This is a genomic window from Paenibacillus sp. MMS20-IR301, assembly GCF_032302195.1.
In the GTDB taxonomy this organism is placed as follows: domain Bacteria; phylum Bacillota; class Bacilli; order Paenibacillales; family Paenibacillaceae; genus Paenibacillus_AQ.
The window spans coordinates 2,201,240-2,224,956 of the sequence record NZ_CP135275.1; the positions used below are offsets into that span (position 1 = coordinate 2,201,240).

General features: G+C 52.4%; 29 protein-coding genes. 6 read left to right on the forward strand and 23 right to left on the reverse strand.

Features of this window, described 5'->3' with window-relative positions; all coding sequences use genetic code 11:
* Positions 1–78 precede the first annotated feature (78 nt).
* The 8 genes from LOS79_RS09705 to LOS79_RS09740 all read right to left on the reverse strand — a co-directional run bounded on the left by LOS79_RS09705 (position 79) and on the right by LOS79_RS09740 (position 5,950).
* Positions 79–312 (reverse strand): acyl carrier protein, encoded by a 234-nt coding sequence (locus tag LOS79_RS09705; RefSeq protein ID WP_039307421.1) that lies wholly within the window; start codon positions 310–312, stop codon positions 79–81.
* 124 nt (positions 313–436) lie between these two features.
* Positions 437–1,186: a 3-oxoacyl-[acyl-carrier-protein] reductase gene (gene fabG, locus LOS79_RS09710; protein ID WP_315422115.1), complete on the reverse strand. Its 750-nt coding sequence runs from the start codon at positions 1,184–1,186 to the stop codon at positions 437–439.
* Positions 1,187–1,237: 51 nt separating this feature from the next.
* Positions 1,238–2,161 (reverse strand): ACP S-malonyltransferase, encoded by a 924-nt coding sequence (gene fabD / locus LOS79_RS09715; RefSeq protein WP_315418730.1) that lies wholly within the window; start codon positions 2,159–2,161, stop codon positions 1,238–1,240.
* A gap of 102 nt (positions 2,162–2,263) precedes the next feature.
* A complete protein-coding gene (locus LOS79_RS09720; protein ID WP_315418733.1) occupies positions 2,264–3,253 on the reverse strand; it encodes a beta-ketoacyl-ACP synthase III in 990 nt (329 codons plus the stop codon).
* Positions 3,254–3,261: 8 nt separating this feature from the next.
* Complete coding sequence (gene plsX / locus LOS79_RS09725; RefSeq protein ID WP_315418736.1) at positions 3,262–4,251, reverse strand: phosphate acyltransferase PlsX; 990 nt, start codon at positions 4,249–4,251, stop codon at positions 3,262–3,264.
* Positions 4,235–4,831 carry a transcription factor FapR gene (gene fapR, locus LOS79_RS09730; RefSeq protein ID WP_315418738.1) on the reverse strand — a complete coding sequence of 199 codons (597 nt, stop codon included), beginning with the start codon at positions 4,829–4,831 and terminating at the stop codon, positions 4,235–4,237. The genes plsX and fapR overlap by 17 nt, the downstream gene beginning before the upstream one ends.
* Before the next feature lie 369 nt (positions 4,832–5,200).
* Positions 5,201–5,374 (reverse strand): 50S ribosomal protein L32, encoded by a 174-nt coding sequence (gene rpmF, locus LOS79_RS09735; RefSeq protein WP_249898467.1) that lies wholly within the window; start codon positions 5,372–5,374, stop codon positions 5,201–5,203.
* A gap of 54 nt (positions 5,375–5,428) precedes the next feature.
* Entirely contained in the window at positions 5,429–5,950 is a 522-nt protein-coding gene (locus LOS79_RS09740; protein ID WP_315418745.1) for a YceD family protein, read from the reverse strand.
* Positions 5,951–6,101: 151 nt separating this feature from the next.
* Here LOS79_RS09740 and LOS79_RS09745 point away from each other — a divergent pair, with 151 nt between their 5' ends.
* Entirely contained in the window at positions 6,102–7,337 is a 1,236-nt protein-coding gene (locus tag LOS79_RS09745) for a nucleotidyltransferase (protein WP_315422118.1), read from the forward strand.
* On the opposite strand, the gene LOS79_RS09750 is transcribed toward LOS79_RS09745, so the two are convergent.
* Positions 7,327–8,367 (reverse strand): YlbL family protein, encoded by a 1,041-nt coding sequence (locus LOS79_RS09750; protein ID WP_315418748.1) that lies wholly within the window; start codon positions 8,365–8,367, stop codon positions 7,327–7,329. The two genes, LOS79_RS09745 and LOS79_RS09750, sit on opposite strands and share 11 nt — an antisense overlap.
* Before the next feature lie 161 nt (positions 8,368–8,528).
* Between LOS79_RS09750 and LOS79_RS09755 the strand changes: the two genes are divergently transcribed.
* Positions 8,529–9,791 (forward strand): nucleoside recognition domain-containing protein, encoded by a 1,263-nt coding sequence (locus LOS79_RS09755; RefSeq protein WP_315418750.1) that lies wholly within the window; start codon positions 8,529–8,531, stop codon positions 9,789–9,791.
* Here the strand turns inward: LOS79_RS09755 and coaD are convergent.
* The 8 genes from coaD to LOS79_RS09795 all read right to left on the reverse strand — a co-directional run bounded on the left by coaD (position 9,763) and on the right by LOS79_RS09795 (position 15,414).
* Positions 9,763–10,281 carry a pantetheine-phosphate adenylyltransferase gene (gene coaD / locus LOS79_RS09760; RefSeq protein ID WP_315422120.1) on the reverse strand — a complete coding sequence of 173 codons (519 nt, stop codon included), beginning with the start codon at positions 10,279–10,281 and terminating at the stop codon, positions 9,763–9,765. The two genes, LOS79_RS09755 and coaD, sit on opposite strands and share 29 nt — an antisense overlap.
* Positions 10,265–10,873: a 16S rRNA (guanine(966)-N(2))-methyltransferase RsmD gene (gene rsmD, locus LOS79_RS09765; protein WP_315418753.1), complete on the reverse strand. Its 609-nt coding sequence runs from the start codon at positions 10,871–10,873 to the stop codon at positions 10,265–10,267. The genes coaD and rsmD overlap by 17 nt, the downstream gene beginning before the upstream one ends.
* 312 nt (positions 10,874–11,185) lie before the next feature.
* Positions 11,186–11,566 carry a hypothetical protein gene (locus LOS79_RS09770; protein ID WP_315418755.1) on the reverse strand — a complete coding sequence of 127 codons (381 nt, stop codon included), beginning with the start codon at positions 11,564–11,566 and terminating at the stop codon, positions 11,186–11,188.
* 90 nt (positions 11,567–11,656) lie between these two features.
* Entirely contained in the window at positions 11,657–13,384 is a 1,728-nt protein-coding gene (locus tag LOS79_RS09775; protein WP_315418758.1) for an alpha/beta fold hydrolase, read from the reverse strand.
* Positions 13,385–13,532: 148 nt separating this feature from the next.
* Positions 13,533–13,667 (reverse strand): YjcZ family sporulation protein, encoded by a 135-nt coding sequence (locus LOS79_RS09780; protein ID WP_315418761.1) that lies wholly within the window; start codon positions 13,665–13,667, stop codon positions 13,533–13,535.
* 119 nt (positions 13,668–13,786) lie between these two features.
* Complete coding sequence (locus tag LOS79_RS09785) at positions 13,787–14,209, reverse strand: hypothetical protein (RefSeq protein WP_315418764.1); 423 nt, start codon at positions 14,207–14,209, stop codon at positions 13,787–13,789.
* A 115-nt stretch (positions 14,210–14,324) separates the two neighbouring features.
* Positions 14,325–14,606: a holin gene (locus LOS79_RS09790; protein ID WP_315418766.1), complete on the reverse strand. Its 282-nt coding sequence runs from the start codon at positions 14,604–14,606 to the stop codon at positions 14,325–14,327.
* Positions 14,607–14,610: 4 nt separating this feature from the next.
* A complete protein-coding gene (locus LOS79_RS09795; protein WP_315418769.1) occupies positions 14,611–15,414 on the reverse strand; it encodes a glucosaminidase domain-containing protein in 804 nt (267 codons plus the stop codon).
* Between the two features lie 169 nt (positions 15,415–15,583).
* Here LOS79_RS09795 and LOS79_RS09800 point away from each other — a divergent pair, with 169 nt between their 5' ends.
* Both LOS79_RS09800 and LOS79_RS09805 read left to right on the forward strand, forming a co-directional pair.
* Positions 15,584–15,808, forward strand: a complete 225-nt coding sequence (locus LOS79_RS09800; protein ID WP_315418772.1) for a helix-turn-helix transcriptional regulator — start codon at positions 15,584–15,586, stop codon at positions 15,806–15,808.
* Positions 15,801–16,565 carry a DUF3169 family protein gene (locus LOS79_RS09805; protein WP_315418775.1) on the forward strand — a complete coding sequence of 255 codons (765 nt, stop codon included), beginning with the start codon at positions 15,801–15,803 and terminating at the stop codon, positions 16,563–16,565. The genes LOS79_RS09800 and LOS79_RS09805 overlap by 8 nt, the downstream gene beginning before the upstream one ends.
* 686 nt (positions 16,566–17,251) lie before the next feature.
* Here the strand turns inward: LOS79_RS09805 and LOS79_RS09815 are convergent.
* Positions 17,252–18,886 (reverse strand): sensor domain-containing diguanylate cyclase, encoded by a 1,635-nt coding sequence (locus tag LOS79_RS09815; RefSeq protein ID WP_315418781.1) that lies wholly within the window; start codon positions 18,884–18,886, stop codon positions 17,252–17,254.
* A gap of 266 nt (positions 18,887–19,152) precedes the next feature.
* Between LOS79_RS09815 and LOS79_RS09820 the strand changes: the two genes are divergently transcribed.
* Together LOS79_RS09820 and LOS79_RS09825 are read left to right on the forward strand one after the other, a co-directional pair.
* A complete protein-coding gene (locus LOS79_RS09820) occupies positions 19,153–19,437 on the forward strand; it encodes a hypothetical protein (RefSeq protein WP_315418783.1) in 285 nt (94 codons plus the stop codon).
* Between the two features lie 174 nt (positions 19,438–19,611).
* Complete coding sequence (locus LOS79_RS09825) at positions 19,612–19,992, forward strand: PilZ domain-containing protein (RefSeq protein ID WP_315418785.1); 381 nt, start codon at positions 19,612–19,614, stop codon at positions 19,990–19,992.
* 80 nt (positions 19,993–20,072) lie between these two features.
* Here the strand turns inward: LOS79_RS09825 and LOS79_RS09830 are convergent, their stop codons facing one another.
* From LOS79_RS09830 to LOS79_RS09850, 5 genes are read right to left on the reverse strand one after another with little or no spacing between them, the layout of a single operon-like run.
* Entirely contained in the window at positions 20,073–20,807 is a 735-nt protein-coding gene (locus LOS79_RS09830; RefSeq protein WP_315418788.1) for a hypothetical protein, read from the reverse strand.
* Positions 20,801–21,502: an ABC transporter ATP-binding protein gene (locus LOS79_RS09835; protein WP_315418791.1), complete on the reverse strand. Its 702-nt coding sequence runs from the start codon at positions 21,500–21,502 to the stop codon at positions 20,801–20,803. The genes LOS79_RS09830 and LOS79_RS09835 overlap by 7 nt, the downstream gene beginning before the upstream one ends.
* On the reverse strand, positions 21,495–21,890 hold the full coding sequence (locus LOS79_RS09840; protein ID WP_315418793.1) for a GntR family transcriptional regulator: 396 nt from the start codon (positions 21,888–21,890) through the stop codon (positions 21,495–21,497). The genes LOS79_RS09835 and LOS79_RS09840 overlap by 8 nt, the downstream gene beginning before the upstream one ends.
* Positions 21,890–22,636, reverse strand: coding sequence for an ABC transporter permease (locus LOS79_RS09845; RefSeq protein WP_315418796.1), 747 nt, complete (start codon positions 22,634–22,636; stop codon positions 21,890–21,892). The genes LOS79_RS09840 and LOS79_RS09845 overlap by 1 nt, the downstream gene beginning before the upstream one ends.
* Positions 22,629–23,600, reverse strand: coding sequence for an ABC transporter ATP-binding protein (locus LOS79_RS09850; protein WP_315418798.1), 972 nt, complete (start codon positions 23,598–23,600; stop codon positions 22,629–22,631). The genes LOS79_RS09845 and LOS79_RS09850 overlap by 8 nt, the downstream gene beginning before the upstream one ends.
* Positions 23,601–23,717: the final 117 nt, after the last annotated feature.

The following is a 23,717-nucleotide window of genomic DNA, read 5'->3' on the forward strand; positions in this document are numbered from 1 at the left end:
GATGCCATAGCATCAAAAACACTGCATAAAGAGGAGAAGTCCCGCCCTGGCAGGAACGGGACCCTCAATCATATGACTCTAGGTATGAGATTGTATGTACTTCACAACTTCACCCACGGTCGTAATACTCTCTGCATCTTCATCAGAGATTTCCATATCGAATTCATCTTCCAATTCCATAACCAATTCTACAACATCAAGAGAATCAGCACCTAAATCATCTTTGAAAGACGCTTCTAATGTTACCTCAGCTTCATCGGCACCTAAGCGGTCGATGACAATGCGTTTTACACGCTCCAATACATCGGACATCCGGTTCACCTCCTCTTTTGGTATTATACGAGATATGAAGTCAAAATACCATATGAGCAAAAAAATCGCTTACCTGGCGTCTTCTGCTCTCTTCCCCCGTAATGTTCAAACGCCTTGCGCAGCCTTACATGTACATGCCGCCATCCACATGAAGTGTCTGGCCTGTCATGTAAGCAGCCCCTTCAGAGGCCAGGAATACCACCGTGTTAGCAATGTCCTCCGCCCGCCCGAGCTTTGCCAGGGGAATCCCCTTAACCAGCTCGCTGCGGACTTCATCGGACAGCTCACGGGTCATGTCGGTATCAATGAACCCCGGCGCAATGCAGTTCACGGTAATTCCCCGTGACGACAGCTCGCGTGCCGCAGTTTTCGTCATTCCGATTACTCCCGCTTTGGCTGCAGTGTAATTAATCTGGCCCGGATTGCCGGTAACGCCGACAACAGAGGAGATATTGATGATCCGGCCATAACGCTGCTTCATCATCGGGCGCGTAGCCGCCTTCAGGCAGTTGAACACACCTTTCAGATTCGTTTCGATAACCTGATCGAATTCTTCCTCTTTCATGCGCATAATCAGATTATCCCGGGTAATACCGGCATTATTGATCAGAATGTCGATTTTCCCCCAGGCTCCTATAACCTCTTTCACAAGGCTTTCCGCCTGTTCGCTATTGCCGACATTCCCCTGCAAAGCAAGCCCTTCCGAGCCAAGCTCCTGAATCCGGGCCACAGTCTCTTCTGCTGCCTGGACGCTGCCGGAGTAGTTCACGGCTACCTTAACGCCATGCTCTGCCAGTGCCAGGGCAATAGCGCGGCCGATCCCGCGGGAACCGCCGGTAACAAGGGCCGTCTGGCCTTTGAGTGCTGCAAACATTTCGTAATGTCCCCCTTCAATAATCATGCCTCGGCCGTTCTGCCAAGCCGCTTACCAGCCTGCCGTTGCGCTCTCAAGACTGTTGATATTGACAAGCTTGACATTCTTGTCAATCTTGCGGATCAGGCCGGTCAGCACGCTGCCGGAACCAATCTCTACAAAAGTATCCACTCCGGCGGCGATAAGCCATTCCACGCTGTCCTGCCAGAGTACAGGTGAGAATACCTGGGCTACAAGCAGTTCTCGGAGCTGCTGCGGATCAGTAACCGGGGCGGCTGTGACATTGACAACCACCGGCACGGACGGGGCATTAAAGGTAACCTTCTGCAGTTCTGCAGCCAGGCGTTCAGCTGCTTCTTTCATTAAAGAAGAATGGAACGGACCGCTGACTTCAAGCGGAATCGCCCGCTTGCCGCCGGCTTCCTTAATCCGCGCCACTACCTCGTTCACACCGGCCACCGAGCCGGAAACTACAATCTGCCCGGGGCAGTTGATGTTAGCCAGCTCAACCGGACTCCCGGCTTCAGTAATGCTGCGGCATAATTCTGCAAGAGCTGTGCGGTCTGCTCCAAGCGTGGCAGCCATAGCCCCCTGCCCGCCAGGCACGGCAGCCTCCATAAATTGTCCGCGCAGACGGACCAGCGACACAGCATCCTCATAAGAGAGCACTCCTGCAGCTACAAGCGCACTGTATTCCCCAAGGCTGTGGCCTGCTACATAATCAGGACTGATGCCAAGGCTGCCCAGTGCTTCCAGATAAGCCACACTGGCTGTAACCAGTGCCGGCTGGGTATTGACAGTCTGCTTAAGCTCGCTGTCCGGACCTTCAAATACAAGCCGGGTCAGCGGAAATCCAAGTACCTCGTCGCCCTTCTCAAAGACTGCACGGCTCTTAGGCAGGGCTTCATATACATCCTTACCCATCCCGACTGCCTGTGCACCTTGACCGGGAAAGACAAATGCGATTTTACCCATAAGGCTGCAGCTCCTTCTCGTTAACAGCAGCTCCCGGCGGACAATTTGCCCGGCAGCAGGAGCCGCTTAAGTTCTATTCTTGGCGCGGTAACGCCTTACCTCTTACCAGATCAGTACAGATGCGCCCCAAGTCAGACCGCCGCCGAAGCCGACCATCAGAACGGTGTCGCCTTCCTTCATCCGGCCTTCTTCAGCTGCTTCTACCAGGGCAAGCGGAATCGATGCAGCCGATGTATTAGCATACCGGTCGACATTGATTACGCATTTCTCAGGCGGCAGATCGAGACGCTGCATTGCGGATTGAATAATCCGGATATTGGCCTGATGCGGTACGAACAGGTCGATATTCTCCTTGGTTATTCCCGCTTTGGTCAATACACGCTCTGTAGCCGTACCCATCACGCGCACCGCAAATTTAAATACTTCGCGGCCGTTCATATAGATGAAGTGCTTCTTGTCCTCCACAGTCTGATGGGAAGCCGGAAGGCGTGATCCGCCTGCTTCCTGGTTGAGCAGGCTGCCGCCGGAGCCTTCCGCTCCAAGATCGAAGGACTGGAAGCCCCGGCCTTCCGGAACCTCGCCCACGATTACTGCGCCGGCACCGTCTCCGAACAGTACACAGGTGTTACGGTCCGTGTAATCTGTAATGCGCGACAAGGTGTCCGCACCAATAATCAGCGCATTGTTATACATTCCGTTCTGGATGAATCCGGTTGCTGTAGCCAGGCTATAGACGAACCCGGAGCAGGCTGCCGACAGGTCAAAGGCTGCTGCCCCTTTAGCTCCCAGCTTGTCCTGCAGAATGCAGGCAGTGGAAGGAAACGCACTGTCAGGTGTAACCGTAGCAACAATAATAAGATCGAGGTCTTCTGCCTTCATCCCCGCGGAATCCAGCGCTTTCAGTGCAGCTTCATAAGCAAGATCGGAGGTCGCCTGTTCCGGGGCTGCGATATGCCGTTCCCGGATTCCTGTCCGGCTGACAATCCATTCATCGTTTGTTTCGACGATCTTCTCCAGATCACTGTTGGTCAATATTCTCTCTGGTACGTATTTACCTGTACCGATAATCCCTACCGGACGTAATTGTTTCATGTCGTCACTCACTTCCCGCTAATTTCCTTGGATATACTGGATACCAGATCAGCCTGCAGCGCAATCCGGGCCTGCCTTACCGCATTCTTCACCGCATTGCCGTCAGAGGAGCCATGCCCCTTCACTACCAGACCGCTAAGACCGAGCAGCGGCGCCCCGCCATGCTCCTTATAATCCATCTTGCCCTTAAGACCTCTAAGCTCCGGCATCAGAATGGCTGCACCCAGCTTCGTCTTCAGCGACTTGCTGAACTGCTCCTTCAGCAGAGCGAACATGGCGCCTGCCGTTCCTTCCAGTGTCTTCAGAAGTATATTACCGGCAAAGCCGTCACAGACCAGCACATCACAGGCACCGGTAAGAACATCCCGCGCTTCCACATTGCCGACAAAATGAATTCCCTGCTGTGCCTCCAGCAGCGGATAGGCTTCCTTGGTCAGCTCATTTCCTTTGCCCGGCTCGGTTCCGACATTCAGCAGGCCTACACGCGGCTTAGCGATTCCATGCACCTTGCTGCGGTAAATACTGCCCATTAATGCATATTGTGCCAGATGCTGCGGCTTCGCATCCATATTGGCGCCAAGATCCAGAGCCAGTACACCGACATCATCCAGTGTAGGAATCATTGGTGCCAGTGCGGGGCGTTCTATACCCTGCATTCTTCCCACAACCAGCAGCCCCGTAGTCATCAAGGCCCCTGTATTGCCCGACGAGATCATGGCATCCGCTTCACCTTCGCGGACCATCCGTCCGGCTACCACCATGGATGAGTCCTTCTTGCGGCGGACTGCCTTCACCGGCTCCTCATCTGAACCGATCACATCACCCGCATGACGCACCGTTACATTGGACGGCTTGTTCTTCAGCAGCGGTGCAAGCCTGGCTTCATCCCCGACCAGCACAATCTGCGTGTCGCTCCATTCTGCGGCTGCAGCAAGCGCACCTTCCACATTACATTCAGGAGCATTATCCCCGCCCATGGCATCAATGGCGATCAGCACTCCGGTTACCCCCTTCGCTGTACTCTTCTATTGCAGAACGGTACACGACAAAATGGCCTTGAAATACCAGTTCTTCCCCGACATATGTAAATACGTTCACTTCAGCCTTGCCGCCGCGGCCCGCAAGCGAGATAACCTGCGCTTTGGCAATGCATTTCTCGCCCAGCCGGACCATTCGCACAAACCGGATATCGGCTGAAGCCGTCAAAGCAATCTCGTCGTTAATGATGGCAACAGCGAGTGAATTCGCCTGGCCGAACACATAGTGGCCGCGGGCGATCCCGTTCCTGGAGAACACATGCTCTTCACGGATTTCAAAGATCGAGATCCCGCTCCGGTCCAGCTGCAGATCCACAATATCACCAACCACTTCATCGGCAGGCAGCGAGCGGACCTGATCATAGGAGTGCTCCGCCATTTGCTTCATCCGCTCACGCAGCTCCGGAATCCCCAGCTCCATCCGGTCCAGCCGGATCGTCTGGATGCTCACCTTCAGCTGGCGGGTTAATTCCCGGTCCGTCACAAACGGATTACCTTCAATTATAGAGAGCAGCTGCTGCTGCCGTTCTTTCTTGGACATCCGCTCGATGGCGACTCACCTCCTGGCACATGCCTGATCCGAAGCATCCGGCCGCAAGAGTGGCCGCTGTCATCACCTAACTCTGTTCTTAATTAGCCAATTAGAACCAGGTACTAATATGTAGTATAAAGCATGCCGCCGCAAAAATAAAGCATTGACATGAAAACCGGCGTAAAACTGCGGATTTAAAAGGATATTTTATCGTGCAGGGCATATAGCTGCTTAAACTTACAAAATAACCCCACAAAGTGGGGCTTTGGCTTCGAGGCGGATTCCAGGTACTTCACGGGGGCCCCGAAACATATAAATTCTTATCTTACAAAAAAATAGCACTTCACCGGCAGATGAAGTGCTACTCTTCTATTCAAACTAGTTTTTGATGATCTCTCTAGCTTTGTAAGTTCCGCAAACTTTGCATACGTGGTGAGCCAGTTTCAGCTCTCCGCATTGTTCACATTTCACCATACCTGGAACTACCAGTTTGAAGTGAGTGCGACGTTTGTCGCGGCGAGTCTTGGACGTTCTGCGTTGTGGTACTGCCATGATTAATCAGCCTCCTGAGTTTGTTGTTGACCCGTTATACCACGGGAATTGTTCTTAGTTATCTTGCTTGGTAAAGAATCCTTTCAACGCAGCGAGTCTTGGATCGATCACTGTGTTGTCGCAACTGCAGGTGCCTTCGTTCAAATTTTGTCCACATGTCTGACAAAGACCAAGACAGTCTGCCTTGCACAATACCGAATCCGGTAAGTGCAGTACGAAGTTTTCTTCCGCAAACGGAACAAGATCCACAATCTCGTCCTCTACGTAGATGATTTCGTCATCTTCGTCTTCGGGAAGAACCGGCTGCTTAAGCCATTTGAAAGTCTCAGCAAAAGGAATGTTCAGTTTGCTGTTCACTTCGCTGAGGCAACGTGCACATAACATGTCCACATTCCCTTCCAGTGTTCCCACCACGTTCACACTATCGGTTCCCGCGGGCAGCGCTTTAAGGTTCACTGTGAGCGGCGCAACAGCAAGTATATCCTTCCGCCCTTTGACAAGCTCGCTGACATCCAGTGTCTCCTGGAGGTGCAGAGGCTCGTCGGCATTAGCCAATTTGCGAAAGTGAATCTTCATATTCATCACTCCAAACAAACAAAAATTATTATACCTAGAATTACCGGACTTTGTCAACCATTTTCCCTTTATATTGTTTCGGCAACCGGAACAATTTATGATATAACTATTGAAACAATATATCAATCAGGAATTTGGAGTGACGTTATCCGTGACTACTGTTGGCATTATTGCCGAATATAACCCTTTACATAACGGGCATGTCCATCATTTTACCGAGGCCAAAAGAATATCAGGCGCGGACCGCTCCATCGTGATTATGAGCGGCCCGTTCACCCAGCGCGGCGAGCCGGCGGCGGTCAGCAAGCGCGCCCGCACCGAGATGGCGCTGCATATGGGCGCTGATCTAGTGATTGAGCTGCCGGTGGTCTATGCCGTCCAGCCGGCAGAATGGTTCGCCTTCGGAGCGGTCTCCTTGCTGGAAGCGACCGGCGTCGCGGACAGCCTGTGCTTCGGCTCCGAAGCCGGCACTTTGGGCGAACTGCTGCCCCTCTCTGCCTTCCTGGCTGAGGAGAGCAGCTCGCTTAAAGCCGAGATCCGCGCGCGCATGGCAAGCGGATCGGGCTTCCCCGCCGCCTACAGCGCAGCTGCGGCGGCGGCATGGACCTCTTTCATGGGAGAGGAGAAACCGTTAGAAGCCGAAATAATCTTGCGGCAGCCGAACAACAGCCTCGGCCTGCACTACCTGATCGCGCTGCGGCGGCTTGGCAGCGCGATCACGCCCTTGACCGTGCCGCGCACAGGCGCGGGCTTCCACGACCCGCTGCAGGGCGGGTCTGGCATTGCCAGTGCAACAGCAATCCGCCGGCTGCTGCAGGAGGGCGGGTCACCGGCGGCCTACATGCCGGAGTATAGCGTGTCCATCCTGGAGCGGGAGCATGCGGCCGGCCGGGGGCCGCTGCAGCTGGAGGACTTCCGGATTCCGCTGCGCCACGTGCTGTCCACACACTCCGCAGCAGAGCTGCGCCGTGTGCAGGATATGAACGAAGGGCTGGAGAACAGGCTGCTAAGCAGCCTCTCCCGGCTGGAGAAATTCACTGTAGCCGGACTGCTCCAGGAGCTGAAGAGCAAACGTTATACCCTTACCCGGCTTCAGCGGCTGCTGGTCCATACCCTGCTGAACCATAGCAGGGAGGAGATGCTGCCGGCCGGGCTGGGTAAAGGTCCGGGTTACATCAGGGTGCTTGGCTTCCGGGAGAGCGGCCGCCTGCTGCTGAAGCAAATGAAGCAGCAGGCCTCACTCCCTGTGGTCACAAGCCCGGCCCGCTTCACCCATCCCATGCTGGAGCGGGATCTGCAGGCGGCAGCAGTATTCGCCGGTGCCTATGCCGACCCGCTGCGCAGTGATCTGTACAGCGACTACCTGGAGCCGCCGGTCAGGGTGTAACCACCGGCTGCTCTTCCATATATTTCAGCGCATCCGAAAGTGTGGACACCGGAATCAGCTTCATCCTGGTGCCGATCTGCTCCGCCTTCGCTTTAGCCTCATCATAATTCTTGACTGGCACGAAGAAGAACTCCGCATTCTTGCGGTCGGCAGCGACGATCTTGTGCTTCACACCGCCGATTGCCCCTACAGTACCTTCAGCATCTATCGTACCGGTACCTGCTACCCGGTGGCCTTTGGTCAGATCCCCCGGGGTCAGCCGGTTATAGATCTCCATCGTGAACATCAATCCGGCAGACGGCCCGCCGACATCTGTACTTACGAAGCTGACAGCCTTGCCCGCTTCCTTCGGCTCTACCTTTTGAACGGCCCCGATAACCACTCCGAAGCCCGGCCGCCCGGCCGAGGCTTCTTTATCCTTAACCTCCACCAGCTGTACCTGTTCGGTTATTTCCTTGCCGCTGCGCTGCAGGACAACCTCCACCTTATCGCCGACCTTATTCGCCGACAGCAGCGCAGACAAAGCAGCCGGATCAGCGGCCTTCTGTCCTTTTACAGTAATGATCTTGTCTCCCGGCTGAAACTGCCCTTTACTCGCGGCAGCCGGCACCGAAAAGACATACAGATAATCGACTACATCCGCATAAGGCACCTTAGCCGCATGATAAGCGGCCTGTACAGCATAAGACTGCGAGCTGTTCATATAGAAGACCTGCTCAGCCGCGTACTCCTGTTCCGTCTTATCCTGCAGGCGGGTCTCTTTCAGCACGACCTCCGCATTGGCATTAAAGACAGATGCAATCAGAAGCGCAACATTCGCATACCTCGCAGAAACGGTTGTCATCATAAATGTTCCCTGCTCCTCAGGATCCGCATTCTCCACTTTGATCATCGGCGCTACCTCCGAGGCACTGCCCGGCTGGTACACAATGTAAGGCGTATTCATAAAGACAACAACATAGAGAATAACCACGAATGAAAACAAATAAGCTGTGGCGCGGATTCCGGTCCGCCGTTTCGGCTGCCTCAAGTCTGAACCCTTCTTTCCCGCGGCTCAAAGCCGCGGCACTGGAATATGCTGCCCGGAACCGGGAGCTGCTCTTTTTGGCTAAGGCATGATGGTTGTCTCGCCCGCATAAGTTGATAACAAGTCCTGCCCATGTCCTAAGCTATGAAGAGGTGATGCTTCTAATGATTAACTTTAAAATAAGACGGGGCCTCGCAGGCTCCGCCGTCTTCGTACCGGGGGCTGCCGCCATTGTGCTGGCAATCGCCATCGTCCTGGCTCCGGAAGCCTCCTTCAATGCCTCGCTTGAAGGGCTGAAGCTCTGGTGGACGATTGTCTTCCCGGCACTCCTGCCCTTCCTGATCCTGTCCGAGATGCTGAACGCTTTCGGATTTGTACACGGCGTGGGCGTGCTGCTGGAGCCGCTGATGCGGCGGCTGTTCCGCCTTCCCGGGGCGGGCGGCTGGACCCTGGTAATGGGTATTACCGCCGGCTTCCCCGGCGGAGCGGGTGCTGTCCGGCAGCTGCACAAGCAGGGCATCCTGACGGACAAGGAAGCTGGAAGCATGGCATCCATCGTGCATTATGCCAGCCCGGTTACCCTGCTCATTGTGATCGGAACGGCATTCCTGCACAGTCCCGCAGCCGGGTACGCCCTGCTGGCCATCCACTGGCTGTCAGGCCTTGCCGCAGGCAGTATTGCCGTCCGCCTTGGCGCTGCGCAGCCGGCAGCTCCCATCCCGGCGCCCGCTGCTGAAACGGCGCAAGCCAGGATACCCGGCAACAGCCTGAACGCCAAAAAGGCATCCTTGCCCGGACGTATTCATCAGGCTGTGCTGGATGCCCGCTCAAGAGACGGACGGGGCTTCGGCAAGGTACTTGGTGAATCCGTGTCTGCCGCCGTCCAGAATCTGATGATTGTCGGCGGTTATATGATCATGTTCGCTGTAGTCGTGAGCATTATATCCACGCTGCTCCCGCAGCTGCCGCCCCGGTTCACTGCAGGCCTGCTGGAGATTCATCTCGGAGCCCGGGCGATGGTCCCGGAAGCAGTAAACAGCAGCTTCATCCTGGGCAGCCGCCTGGGTCCGGCCCTGTTGTCTGCAGCCTTAGCCTGGAGCGGAATCTGCGCCCAGCTTCAGGCTTTGACCTTACTTAGGCCGGCACAAGTCCGCTTCCTTCCGTTCGCAGCTGTACGGCTCCTGCACGCAGCGCTTGCCTTTGCCTTAACCGCCGTGCTCTGGCAGCCGTTAATGAATACACGGGCTGCCGTGCTTCCTGTCTTCACCGGACTGGCCTCCGCCAGCCAGCAGGGCAGCCCTTCACTGCTGCGGCTCTGGAGCTTCATTCCGCAAATGCTGGGTCTCCAGGGACTGCTGCTCCTGTTGTTTTTAGTCTTGTCTGCAGCCGTGAGGCTCTTTAGCCGGCACCGCCGGCCATCCGGCTGAACTTAAGCTTCATAGCCTGCTCAACCTCCGGGGTTACGAAATCCGAGACATTTCCGCCAAAGTGGGCGATCTCCTTGACCACGCTGGAGCTGAGATAGGAATACTTTGGATTCGTCATCATAAAGATCGTTTCCGCATCAGGATTCAGGTTATGGTTAATAGATGCATTCTGCAGCTCATACTCGAAGTCCGTAACCGTCCGGATTCCCCGGACAATTACCTGGGCATCCTTTTGCCGGATATAGTTGACCAGCAGATCGCGGAAGCTGTCGACCTCCACATTCGGAATGTCGGCAGTTGCCTGGCGCAGGAGATCCGTGCGCTCTTCGACGGAGAACAGCGGATTCTTGCTTAGATTGTTCAGCACGGCCACAATCAGCCGGTCGAACTGCTTGGCGGCCCGGTGAATAATATCCATATGACCCAGCGTAACCGGGTCGAAGGTGCCCGGGTAAATGGCTACACGCTCTTTTCTAATTTGCAGACTCATCATTAACCTCCCCGCCGCTCCCGGAACCCTCTTGCAGAGCAGCTTCATACTGATAAATAGCTATTGTCGTCTCTCCATATACGGACAGCCGTGTTCTGCTGAAGCCCGGAATATGCTCCGGGTAATCGTAGCCGGATTCATGCTCCAGTACAATTACCGCATCCTGCTTCAATAAATGTTTGGCTGCCATCGTCATCATGAGCTCATCCCCATGCTTAAGACGGTAAGGGGGATCCAGAAAAACCAGATCAAAGGCTCTCCCCCGCTTCTCCAGCGCACCGAGCGCTCTTGAGGCATCATTGCGGTATACCTCTGCCTGGGCTTCCAGCTTGGCTGCTTGCAGGTTTGCACGTACCGTATCGAGCGCTTTCTGCTCCATATCCACGAATACAGCCGTTTCCATCCCTCTGCTCAGAGCTTCAATTCCAAGGCCTCCGGTGCCTGCATACAAATCAAGCGCGGCTCCGCCTTCGAAATAAGGGCCGATCATACTGAAAATTGCTTCCTTCACCTTATCGGTTGTTGGCCGCGTGCCGTTGCCCGGAACACTCTTCAGCGGCCTGCCCTTTGCACTTCCCGATATTACTCTCACCGATCATCCACCTGCTTTTATGTCTCTAATAGTTATGCCGGTTCAGGGCATAAGTCCAAGCCTATAGTAACACAATTGTTCCATGAAATAAAAAGATTGTCCGGTTTTGTCACAACGCGGCATTTAGAAATTATTCCGGGCAGATGTATAAAATACGGGCAGCCGGGCCATCCTGTAACTATCGACATCGCAAAATGTCGTAGACAACCGCGGAGCAGGCTTACGTTTCCCCATAAGCTCTTCGTCCGGTTTCTCCTCTCCCATGAAAGAGGCTCCCGAAAGGGAGCCTCGATTTTTTGTGTTCTATAACAACTATTTAATCCGCTTAATCTGAGCTTCATGCTCAATGGAGCGTACAGAGAGCAATTCGATAATCCGGTGCTGATTCTCCAGCAGAGACTCAACATTAATGAGACGTTCGTTCGTTTCCAGTACCGCACGCTTAATCAGTCCCTGGTCTTGTTGTAAAACCTGAACATCTTGCTTTAATTCCTGTACATCTTGCTTTAATTCGTGTACATCTTGCTTCAATTCCTGTACATCTTGCTTTAATTCGTGAACATCTTGCTTCAATTCGTGTACATCTTGTCTCTGTGCCGTCTGCTCGGCCTCTATCCGCTCCAAACGGTCATTCACAGGGACTAATTCTTCCCGGATGACAGACCGCAGCAGCTTCGCCAGATCATTATCCATGTGCTCCGCTCCTTCAATCTTAATACATAGATTGTATCAGAAGCGGAGGTGTTAATCTACCTGTAACCGCAGGAAATACGAACATACGCTTCACTTATTATGTTTCATAATCCACTGCCCCATGTCCTTAATCACCTGTGCATCAACCAGTCCCGGAACCTTATATTCTTCTGCTGTTCCTGAGGCCTCGCCGTCATAGTTAACGAAGAAATGATTCAGCCCCGGATACAGCTTGAATTCTGCCGAGCTGTTCCCCTTCAGCACATCCTTCCAGAGCGGATAATCCTTGTCGGCAAAAATCTGAAAGTCATCGCTGCCCTGCAGGACAAGCACGGGCTTCGCCAGCTTGCGCCCAAGATTTGCTGCACTGTGCTGATCCATCTCCTTGAGATAATAGGCGGAGGCACCAAATACAGATGCCGCTGCTTTAGCCTGCTCATCCGTCAGCGAAGACAGGGCCTGAGCTTTGGCCAGCTCGGCATTCACGACCGCTGCAGCTTCAGCCTTGCCCGGAGCAGTGTCAGCCAGCTTGCCCAGCAGCATCATATTCTGGTCGTAGATAATCTCCCACAGGCTGCGCGGCGAGCCGGCAAGCAGGATCAGCCCGGCGAAGCCGCCGCCTTCCGCATCAATCCGCGGACCCAGCATACCGCCAAGGCTGTGTCCGGCGAGGTAGACCTGCGCAGCATTAAGACGCGGGTCCTGCTTCAGCAGTGCGGCCGCTGCAATTGCATCCTCAATTGTTTCCTCTTTAACCGTAACTCCTGCGGCAGCAGCTCCCGTGAACTGCTGCGGGTAGCTGTACACGCGTTTGTTGTAGCGCAGAACGGCAATCCCCTGCCCGGCAAGACCATAGGCGATGTCACGGAACGGTTTGTAGGCATAAGCTGCTTCATTCAAATCTGAGCTGCCCGAGCCGTGTACCAGGATAACTGAAGGGAGCGGCTTCGCTGACTTGGCAGGAAGCGTCAGAATCCCTTTAAGCGGATGCGCGGTTCCTGCTCCGACGGTCACCTCTTCTTCGGTAACCCCCTCCGGCAGAGCAAGGTCCGGTGCCGCAGCTGAAGCAGCGCCCGGAGCAAACCTGAGTCCCTGGATTTTGCCGCTGCCGTCAACTGTAATCGTGGTATTCATCTCCCCTTGCTCAAAGGCTGCCGTTACAGCCAGCAGATGCTGACCCTGCTCACGGCTGCTGGTTAAAGAATGCTGGTCAACATACTTCCCATAAGCTGAAGTCATGCTCTCCCAGCCCTGCTGCAGCTTCACCACGGACAGATTTTTGCGGACCTCAGGGCTGAACCAACGCTCCGACACTGCCGCATACCGGCCCGAAGCCAGATCATTCATTACGGCTGCAGTGTAATACTGCGGAGTCCAGGCCATTGCTTCAGCAGAGTTAGCAGAGGAGTTCGTGATATAACCGATTTCATCCAGCAGGGCCAGCGGAATGTAGATCCGGTTACGCTTCAGCACTGCTGCACCTTCAATAGTCAGCGTCTCCTTGCCGTTCAGCAGAAACTGGCCGCTGCCAAGCTTCATTTCAAGCTTAATTGTGCTGCTGTGAATCTGCAGGCTGGCGTTCTCCCGTATGTACGTTGCCTCGTATCCAAGCAGTTTTCCTGTCTGGCGTACCGGCACCATGACCGCTCCACCCTCCAGATAAGGCGTTTCTCCGGCAGGAGAATTCATGACTTCACCGTTAACTGTAAAAGTAACTTGATTCCCCTCTGCCTGCACGGTCTCCGGTACGTTAATCCCCGCAGTGAGCAGCAGCAGACAGGCAAGTCCCGTCAGTGTGAAGCGCTTCATTTTTTTCATATCAAACAGCTCCTTATCAAGTAATTACTTCCTTATGGCTACTACAACTAACTATACACCGTTCAATCCGCACAGCCTGTACAATTTCACACTAACGAAAAAAGCGCAGCCACAGGGTTTGCCCGGACTACGCCAGCTGTAATTAGTTTTAGTAGAAGCAGGCACTCAAAATAATGACAAGCAGGATATAAAGGACCAGAATCGCCCCCGTAGAAGTCCAAGGACTTACTGGAGCTGTATTAACGCCGCCAACATTGCCGCCGTAACCGCAATCTGCACCCATGAGATTACCTCCTCCTTAAAAATGACTACAGAACAGAATATGTGGTGGTCCCCGGAACAGATTGGGCTAAACGGTTAAAATGTAGGCTGCTTGGCCTATGCAGAACACAACTATGCACATTAATCAGAGACCAGAATACCGTCAAAGCTCTCGGGACCTACACGAATTGTACCGAGCAGGTTGGAGGTGACAAAGGCGGTATACGTTAATTGCGGCGTAATGGGCGGAAGGAAATCATCCGCTGAGAATGCGATTACCTGTGGAGCCAGCAGGCTTAGGCTGAATGTAGAAGTAGCAGAATATACCAATGGATCTGTCGGCAATGTGCCTCTTACAATTGAAATCGTGATTCCTACCAGAGCAAGCGGAAGCTGCACCGAGATCGTCCCCTTCAGAATTACCCGCGGGTTGCTTCCCACGCCTGCAGTAATCAGGCCAATCTGGCCGAACAGCTGCGGAGTATTGATGACTAGGATCGGAATAGCAATAGAGTTAGCCGTACTCGCATTCTGTGATGTTCTTCCATCAACATATGTCCCCATAGTTTAGCACCTCCTTTCTTCATAACATATTCTAGTAATCATCCTCCTGAATTGTTTGGGTGTATTACCGGTGAACCTCTACCCAAATTACAGCTCTGCACGTGATCCCCTTTGTCTAATCATCCTTCGTTGTACCGCTGCGTTTGTTGAATGCAAGTTCGAACAGTCCTGTAGCAGACAATCCGGCCAGCCCGCCTGCCCATAGACGGAGAACAAGATTCATATCTGTAAAAGGATAGGCAACCGCTCCTACCAGCAGACCTATGACCAGGCCGACCGCAGGAACCACGTTGCGGGGAAGGTTAATACTGTTCTTCACCAGCTGGACCAGAGCCATCACGAAGACTGCAAGTAATGAGGCAAAAGCAAGCACATTGTTAAGCGCATCACTGTACATGGGGTTACACCCCCTTCTTCGTTACCAGCAAGCCTGCACGGTTCAGCACGGTAAGAATACGATAGAAATCATAGCTGCCGCCCGCAGGTGTATCCAGCAGACCGGCGGCTACAGCCGCCTGCACAGCGGGCTCAGCCCAGGCAGGCATATTCATGACAGTGCGGCCCTCAATAATGACGACCCGCTCCGTTACGCCTTTGATCGCCTGTCCTTGTTCCTGAACCCCGGTTTTCAGGGTATCCCTGCTTGCGGTAAGCCCCGCCAGCAGCACCCGCAGCTCCTTCACTTCACCCTCCAGGCTATCCAGCTTTTGTTTATCTTCAGCCGACATCTCATCATCCTCCTTTATTTCATCGTATTGATATAAGTTGTAAGTATTCATTAGCTGAATCAGCTTTGACGCGTAATTCGGATCGGTAGCATACCCGGCAGCAGCAATCTCACGGGCAGCCGTTTTACCGTCCACCCCGACTACTTTGCTGTACAGATTGCGGTTCCAGGAGACACCTTGGGCAATTAGCGCCGAATGATCCGCTACGGATTCTCCCCAGTTATTGTAAGCCCGGAAAAGTGCAGATACCTGCACAGCCTGGCCATTTCTGTATTCGGTTGTACGCATAGACAAGCTGCCTGCCGGGCCGCTGCCTTTAATCCCAAACAAATTATTCGCCTTCACCGTCAGGCCGCTGTTCCCGAAGCCGGATTCCAGTGCCGCCTGGGCAATGGTCAGGGAAGCCGCAATATGGCTGCGCTGCATATCCTCCACTGCATAGGGAACGATTTTGGTGATAAATTCTGTTTCGGTCATTTCATCACATCCTTTCCTGTTATATTAAATGCTCTTCCGCTCAATCGGCCTGTGCTTATCCCTGTTTGCTCTGAAATGAATGTTTTTGACTATGATCATTGTCTTTTTGTATATTTTAATTTACATTTTGACGATAATCATATACAATCAACATATGGAGGTGGAAAAAGTGAATGAACTGAATAACCGTGTCCGGGAATTCAGGGCCAGGGACAGATTGTCCCAGAGCGAGCTGGCCCAGAAGATAGGTGCTTCCCGCCAGACTATCGCTTTGATCGAGCGGGGGGATTACTCGCCCTCAGTGGTGCTCGCGCTCAAGATTGCAGAGGTATTTGCAGTAACCGTAGAATCAGTGTTCTGGATTAATCATGGGGAGGATAAACAAGATGAATAAGACCAAACAGCGGATCAATATCCGCGGGATTATAATGCTCGCTGTAAGCATGCTCATCGGCGGAGCGGTAGGCCTTGTGTTTGCTTCAGGAATAATTACTATACCGGAGGATGTCAACCTGAAGCCTGCAGTCTTCTATGAATATGATGTGCTATTCGGCTTTGTCGCCCTGCTCACATTGCTGCTTACGGTGCTCACTGTCATGGGGCTTGTCCGGACCCGCAGGCTGCCTGATGAAGCAAAGCAGGATAGCGAGATTGAGAACCCTAAGGAACGGGCGCTGGGCCGTGCGATGCAGATCAGCCTCTATAATATGATTGTTTCATTAATGTGGACGCTAATGAGCGTGGCCCATGCACTGGGTCCCGGCAGCCGGGATTCCGCGGATGCTCCTTTCATGTTAACCAATATGATAGTCTCATTAGGCTTCATGCTGCTGTCAATCTTACTGCTGCACCGTGTTGTTGCCTTATATAACAAGCATTATCCTGACCGGCAGATGAATATAAGCCCGGGTAACTCCAAAAATTCGCAGCGGGAGCTGTTTGCCAAAATGGACGAAGGTGAACGCTGGGTAGTATACCGTTCGGCCTACTCCTCCTTCACTGTAACTACAATAGCGCTCATCATCGGAATGACATTCTTTGCTGTATATTCACTGTTCTTCGGCTTTGCTCCGGCACCGATAATGGTCCTTGCCCTGATTCTGATTCTGCAGCAGTCTGTTTATTACCGGGAAGTCCGCAAATACAGCTAAACTTCATCATGCCTGGACTTGCGCAAGCGGCTTTGCCGGTTTGGATACTATAAAAAATAACAGCGCCGGAGCTGCTGCTCCGGCGCTGTTTACGCTGTACCGCTTGTGTTCACTTCAGCTAAAATACGCTGAGGATTATAACCAGCAGAATAAACAGTACCAAAATGGTAGCTGCAGATGTTCCCATACCGCAGTATCCTCCGACATTCTCTCCCATTGTAATTCCTCCCTCAGTCTGTGCCATTCCTTGTTCTTTCCATAACATCATATGCCCGCGGCGCAAAAAAAACCGGGCGAATGTCCAATATGGTAATTATAAGCAAAAAAAGTATTGTGCATTCGCCAATCCTGGCGTAAACTAGTAATAATTAACTATATTGGAGGGACGAATTTACTATGCCTTCATACTACTTCAAGGAAACCTGGACCCCCCTGAGCTGGTTTGGGATCAAATTTTTCCGGGATGACGAAGGGTTTATGTGGATCAAATGGTGGTCTAAGCCACGTAAAAGATTACGTTGAACTAGTACTATTGAACCGTATTCCTGTTACATAGATATCAATAAACGGATTGTGATCCGTCAAGAACAATAGTTAACAAAAAACCCTTGATCCGCTGTACTGCGCAGAACAAGGGTTTTTGCTGTCCCTGTAGGGACTTTGCTGGTGAACTTCCTGTACAGGCATCAGGAAGCGGCTTCGAACGTAATCCGGTTCTTGCCGCTCCGCTTGGAGATATACAACGCTTCGTCGGCTAGCCGCAGCGTTTCAATCGTATCCCCGCCTCCATCCGGTGTCCATACAGCTGCACCGACACTGCAGCCGACATGCAGCTCCTCGCCGCGGATTAAGATCGGCAGATTAATCTTGCTGATAATTCGTGAGGCCACAATTTCCGCCTCCTGCATCGGTTTGCCTGCTGAAGTATTCAGAATGACGACAAATTCATCTCCGCCGAGGCGGGCGACAATTTCATTATCACGGGTACTCTCAACCAGCCTGAAGGCGACCTCCTGCAGCAAAGCGTCTCCGGTCGCATGACCGAAGGTATCATTTACTTTCTTGAACCCGTCCAGATCCAGATACAGGAAGCTGAGTGTTGTGCGGTTCTGCTTGGCTTTACCCACTGCATGGGCCAGAAACTCATCCAGCGCCGCCCGGTTCGGCAAGCCGGTAAGCTTATCATGCAGAGCCATATCGGACATATAGCTCAGCTTGCTCTCCGTCTTGGTCAGGTTACTGACCAGATTGCGCAGGGACTCAGACAAGACCGCTACATCCTTGAACCGGGTAGATGCAGGAATCTCTACATTAGCTCCGGTGCTGAGCAAATCGGCCGTCTTCGTAATATTCTTGAGCGGCCTGCTGATCCAGCCGGCCAGCAGCCAGCCGATGATGGCAAAGATTCCCGCAATAATGAGACCGCTGAGCAAAATGAACCGTTCAAGCTGATGTACAGAAGCAAATGCAACCTCTGCCGGCTGGCGGATAATAACAGTCCATCCGAGACCCGGATAGTTCATATAACCGTCTCCGTAGGCATATCCGCTCAGATAGGAACGGGAAGAGCCAGCCTGCTCGACTGCCCATGAGCTGCTTCCGCTGCGGGCCTTATCCACAATTCCCCCCGGCATCTTGTTACCTACTAGCGCTGCCGGTCCCAGAAGAATCGTGTTATCCTTCCTGCTGACCACGAATACCTCCACTTCCTTCATCCGCTCCTTGAGCGGTGTCACAATGGAAGCCTCCACCTCGCGGGACCATTCCCAGCTGAGATGCGCGGCCAGTACGCCGGTGACCCGGCCCTGCTTGTCCGGAACAGGAATACTCACATCCACGAACTGCAGCGCCTCTCCTGTTGGATTAGGTAAGAGCTTGGATAGCAGCACCGCATCATGGACATCTCCGATATATTTGCCCTTCAAGCCTTCTTGAAATACAGGCCGCTGGCTTATATTCGTCCCCTGCAGGATATGATCTGTTGAAGAAACCACATTACCTGAGCGGTCCAGAAACCCTACCCAGGTGAAGACCGGCAGGCTCTCCTTCAACTGGTCCAGCAGTCCGTCGACCTCGAATGTATCAACCGGCTCCTGGAAAGCGTTAAGCTTGCTGAGCACCTCTACCTCTCCGGAGCGTGACCACATGAAATGATCAAGCTTCTCGGACATCTGATAAGCCTCAGCGGCCAGCGAGCTGCCGATGCTCATCTCTACAGAGTTCGTGGACCGGTTACCGATTACATAGCAGAGCAGTGCAGTCAGCAGGATAGCTATGACCGCAAAAGCTGTTGAAAATAACGTACGCAGATTTAATGACATTTACATTTCTCCTCTTCAGAAGACCATTTTCATATGCCGACCACTGAAGATCCCTCAAAGTCCCGTGCCAGAAAGGGCCGATAATTATGTATCGGATAATTTAAGCAGCATTGTTATACAGCCCGCCTTCCTGCTGCCAAAATTCCTTAATTAAGCTCATCTATTGTAGCAATATTATACTGAGTTGCCCGGATGATAGTGCTTACATTATGGCATTATAGTATAATCTGCTAAGAAATCTATGCTACCTCTAGGAGTGATTGTTTATGACAGAGCAGTTCGAGATGTATGATGACCCGTTCAAGATGCTGATCCTGCTGGCTACGCTGGTATCCGAAAAGCAGGGCACCGAGCTGAAATTCGAGCATGTCCCGTCCTTTGAGAATCATGTTTTTGCACTTGAGCATCAGAGGTTTCTATACAAAAAAGACGGTACAGAGATTACCTGGTTTGAATTCCTCGGCCGGGACATTGCCTCCTCCAGTGATTTGACCCGTTCCCAGTATAACAAAATGTTCGTTGACTGTATGGCTTCACTCTACAGCCTTTAGGCCGCAGTCTGCTGTTACATAACACCGGCACATGCTGCCCGTCTCAGTCCGTCCCGGTTACCGGGGCGGTTTTTCCTGTTTCAGGAGTCTTTTTCTGCAAAAAATACTACTTTAGGAGATTGTTCAGGAGAGGCCGTTCCGCTATAATAGCAAATAAACTCGCGGAGGTACATAATGGATGACTCCAGCAGAAAAGAACCGTTCCGGTATGTAATGAATCAGCCGATTGATTGCTGGCTTGAAATTCCGGCCGGTAACTCCGGACCCGGAGCCGGTAAATTGACCGAAGGTATTCTATTAGATCTAAGCCGCTCCGGCTGTAAAGTCCGTACCTCGCTGAATCTGCGCTTCACTGCAGGAGACACGAAGCTGATTATGCATTTCCAGCTTGCCGGTGAGAAGCTGCAGTTTGAGGGGAGCGTCCGCTGGGGCTGGATGTTCGGGCTGGGCCAATTCCAATACGGGGTAAGGCTTGACCTGCAGGAGGAACAGGAGGAGCTGCTGCTGCGTGAACTGGAGATCTGGACCAACAGCCAAAGGGCCCAAGGATTATAGCCGCATAGCGCAACAAACGGAAGCAGGGCTGACTGGATCAGCCCTGCTTCCGTGCGGGATGTATTATGTCTGCAGCTTGATCATACTTCGATTCTCCGCTTCACCAGCACTGTCATTCCATAGATCAGAAGACAGGCAATAGCAAACTCGAACAACAGCGGCCACTGGTTGGAATCAAGGTAGCGGATGGTGACTCCGCTTGCGGGCCGCAGTTTATTCTCGTAGAGCACGAATGTAAACGAATTGTCTATCCCGACGTAGTTGATGTTAAATATCAGCTTCTCCAGATTGGCTGTAACATTCTGCAGCACGGTCAGCAGGGCAACGCCTGCCCAAACTCTCCTCTTAAAGCGCAAGCTTAACGCTGCAGTGATGGAGAACATAGTCATCGTCATTAAAAAGAATACCGAGTACATGATCTGAAGCAGACATCTAAAGCTGACATATACAATGTTGTCCGGCAGAAAATCCATAGGATACATAAGCTGATAAAGGCCCGCATGCACCAAACCTATAGCAATAACGATTAGCAGCAGCACAAAGGCAAGCAGAACGGGCGACAGGACCGTCTGCAGCGGAGTAACCGGAAGAAGCCGTCGCTGGTAGGATTTGAGATTGCGGAAATAGCTGGAAAATGTAATAAAGAGAAAGGCAACAGCCAGGCCGGCATAACCGGACAGATTAATTGCAAGCAGCTCTTTATTCATCCCCGAGCTGCTGACCCACATAGCAATCTCAATTAACAGCGTGATGACGATACAAACAAGAATCCGTTCCCTTTTGCGCCTGAGATCATATTTCAACAGCTTCAGCATTCGGCAAACACCTCTCTGAACAGCTCATCGATACTCTTTCCATGCTCTAACCTGAGCTCTTCTACTTCCCTCTGCAGTACAATCTCCCCGTCTTTCAGAAAGATAACCTCATCAAAGATCCGCTCAATATCCGTCACCAGATGGGTGGAGATCAGAATACTGCTGTCTTCCTCATAGAATTCCATCAGCGCATTCAGAATCTTGGCCCGGGCGACTGGATCAACACCGCCGATCGGCTCATCCAGGATATACAGTTTAGCGCGGCGGGAGAGCGCCAGGGTGAGCTGCAGGCGTTCGTTCATTCCTTTGGATAACGACCGTACTTTATCCCGGCTCCGGAGATTCATGAAATCCAGCATCCGCTGGGCCTTGATAGGATCGAAGTCCTTATAGAAATCCTTCTGGAAGTTCAGTGCGTCACTAATACTCATCCACGATTCCGTAACCGGAACATCCGGCATGAATGATACCTGCTTCTTACTCTCGATTCCCACGGGAATACCTTGAACCGAAATACTGCCCGAGTCAAGATGTGCTATACCGGCAATCAGCTTCATGAGAGTGGTTTTGCCGCTGCCGTTGCTGCCGAGCAGACCGGTAATCCTGCCCGCCCCCAGTGCAAAGGAGACATTGTTCAGCGCAACCTTTGAGCCGAATTTCCGGGTCACTTTCTGTACTTGAAGTAACTCATCCACGCTTGTCTTCCCCCTGTTCTTTGCCCTGCTGATGAATATTCTCCGCAACTGCCGCCAGAATATCATCGCCCCGGAAGCCAAGCTCCTGCATCCCGCGGATGAAGCGGTCAAGGACATCCTGCGCCATTTCCTTTTTAATAGCCAGAATCGTCTCTTCTCTTCCGGTCACATATCTGCCCATGCCTCGGCGGGTCTCCACGATCGTCTCACGCTCCAGTTCCTGAAAGGTTCTTTGTACAGTATTCGGATTAATCTGCAGCTCAGCGGCCAATTCACGCACAGAAGGAATCTTGTCGCCCGGCTTCAGCTTGCCTGTAACGATCTCACCCTTAAGGTAGTTCATGATCTGGAGGTAAATCGGCTGATTGTTATCAAATTCGATAACCATCAAGCAACATCCCGGCGTCTAAAGACAGTGAAGCCTGAAATCAGGAAGAGTAACATGTATATGCCCAGCACTACAATCGAGAAGCCCAGGGTCATTCCCGGCATAGGTGCACCACCATCCTTATAGGCTGCAAGGTTGAGGTTCGGGAAAAGAAAATATTTGAAAAACTCGCGGGAAATCATCATTTTGTCAATCGTCGTTAAAAAAATCGCCGCCCCGATCGACACACCTGTTGATTTCGTCAAAATCCCGAGCATAAAGCCGATCGTTGCATACACCGTACAATATACAGTTCCATACACGAGAGATATCAGAATATCACTGATGCCTGTATCTCCCCCGCTGACCCCAAAGAAGATTATACCGAAGACAAACAACGCTACCGCACTAGTCAAAATCATACTCAGCATGTAGAGCAGCACAGTTACATATTTGGAGGCCAGGATAGCCGTGCGGCTGCGGGCGCGAATCAGCAGGAACTTAATCGTTCCCTGGCTGTATTCTCGCGATACAATTCCCGCCGTCATAACGATAACAAGGATAGCCAGTATTTGGCCAATGCCCGTAGACTGGAGCATATCCGCTGTATACTCTGCTGCTGAGGTGTACGTAACCGATTCGAGAGTGTCCGCAATATAGGTTATCACTAAGACAAGCAGTGCCAAGAGCACATACGGGACGATAAAGCTGCGTTTCTTTGCTATTTTGAGCCATTCATTCTGCACGAGCTGATTAAATTTACGCAATGCGGTTGCCCCCTGTCCATTTCAGGAAATCTTCTTCAAGACTCTGTTTGTTCTCCGTGATCCGGTAGACCCCAACCTTGCTTGCACTGAATGCCGCCACAAGCTCCGGCACCTTCTGGTCGGGCAGGCTTACATGAAGCTCGGAATGCGCCTCATCTGTTCCGGTCACCTGCACACCTTGCAGCTCCCCGGCTACCTTCTGCGCCATCCCGGCATTGTCTACCCGGATAACAAGCGTTACTTCGCTGCGGTCTTCCGGCGCTTCGGTAATCTGTGTAACAGTTACCAGCTTGCCGTTCTGGATGACTACCGCCCGGTGGCAAATCTGCTCGATCTCGGACAGCATATGGCTGGAGATCAGAATGGCAATCCCCTCTACCTCGGCAATCCTGCGCATATAATCGCGCATCTCGCGGATTCCGGCAGGGTCAAGGCCATTGGTCGGCTCATCCAGAATCAGCAGCTTCGGCGAATGGAGCAGTGCCTGGGCAATTCCCAGACGCTGGCGCATACCAAGCGAATAGGCCTTGACCTTCTTGTTCATCGCTTCCTGCAATCCGACGAGCTGTACTACTTTATCAATCCGTTCTTCCTCCGCACCATCGCTCATCCGCAGATATTGCTTCAGATTGTCATAACCGGTCATATGCGGATAAAATTCCGGATTCTCGATAATCGCACCAATCTGCGCAATCGCCTGCTTGAATTCCTTCCGGATACTGTGGCCCTGGATCAGAACATCCCCGCTGCTCATGCCGATCAGCCCGGTCATCATACGGATGGTGGTCGTCTTGCCCGCACCATTGGGTCCCAGCAGTCCGATAATCTCTCCCCGGCGGATATCGAAGCTTAGATTATCCACGATGGCTTTTCCTTTAATGACTTTGCTGACGTTCTGCATTTCAAGCACATGTTCGTCTTTCGCAGGCCCGGATAGCCCATTATTGTGTGTAGAGTGATTCATGACAGCCTCCCCTGAATAATTGAATTGGATAACTGAACTGCATTATAAAATGCATTTAAGAGCTGAACCTTAAGCCTTAGTTATGGCTACAGTGACCATTTGGAATTTAGCCGCTGC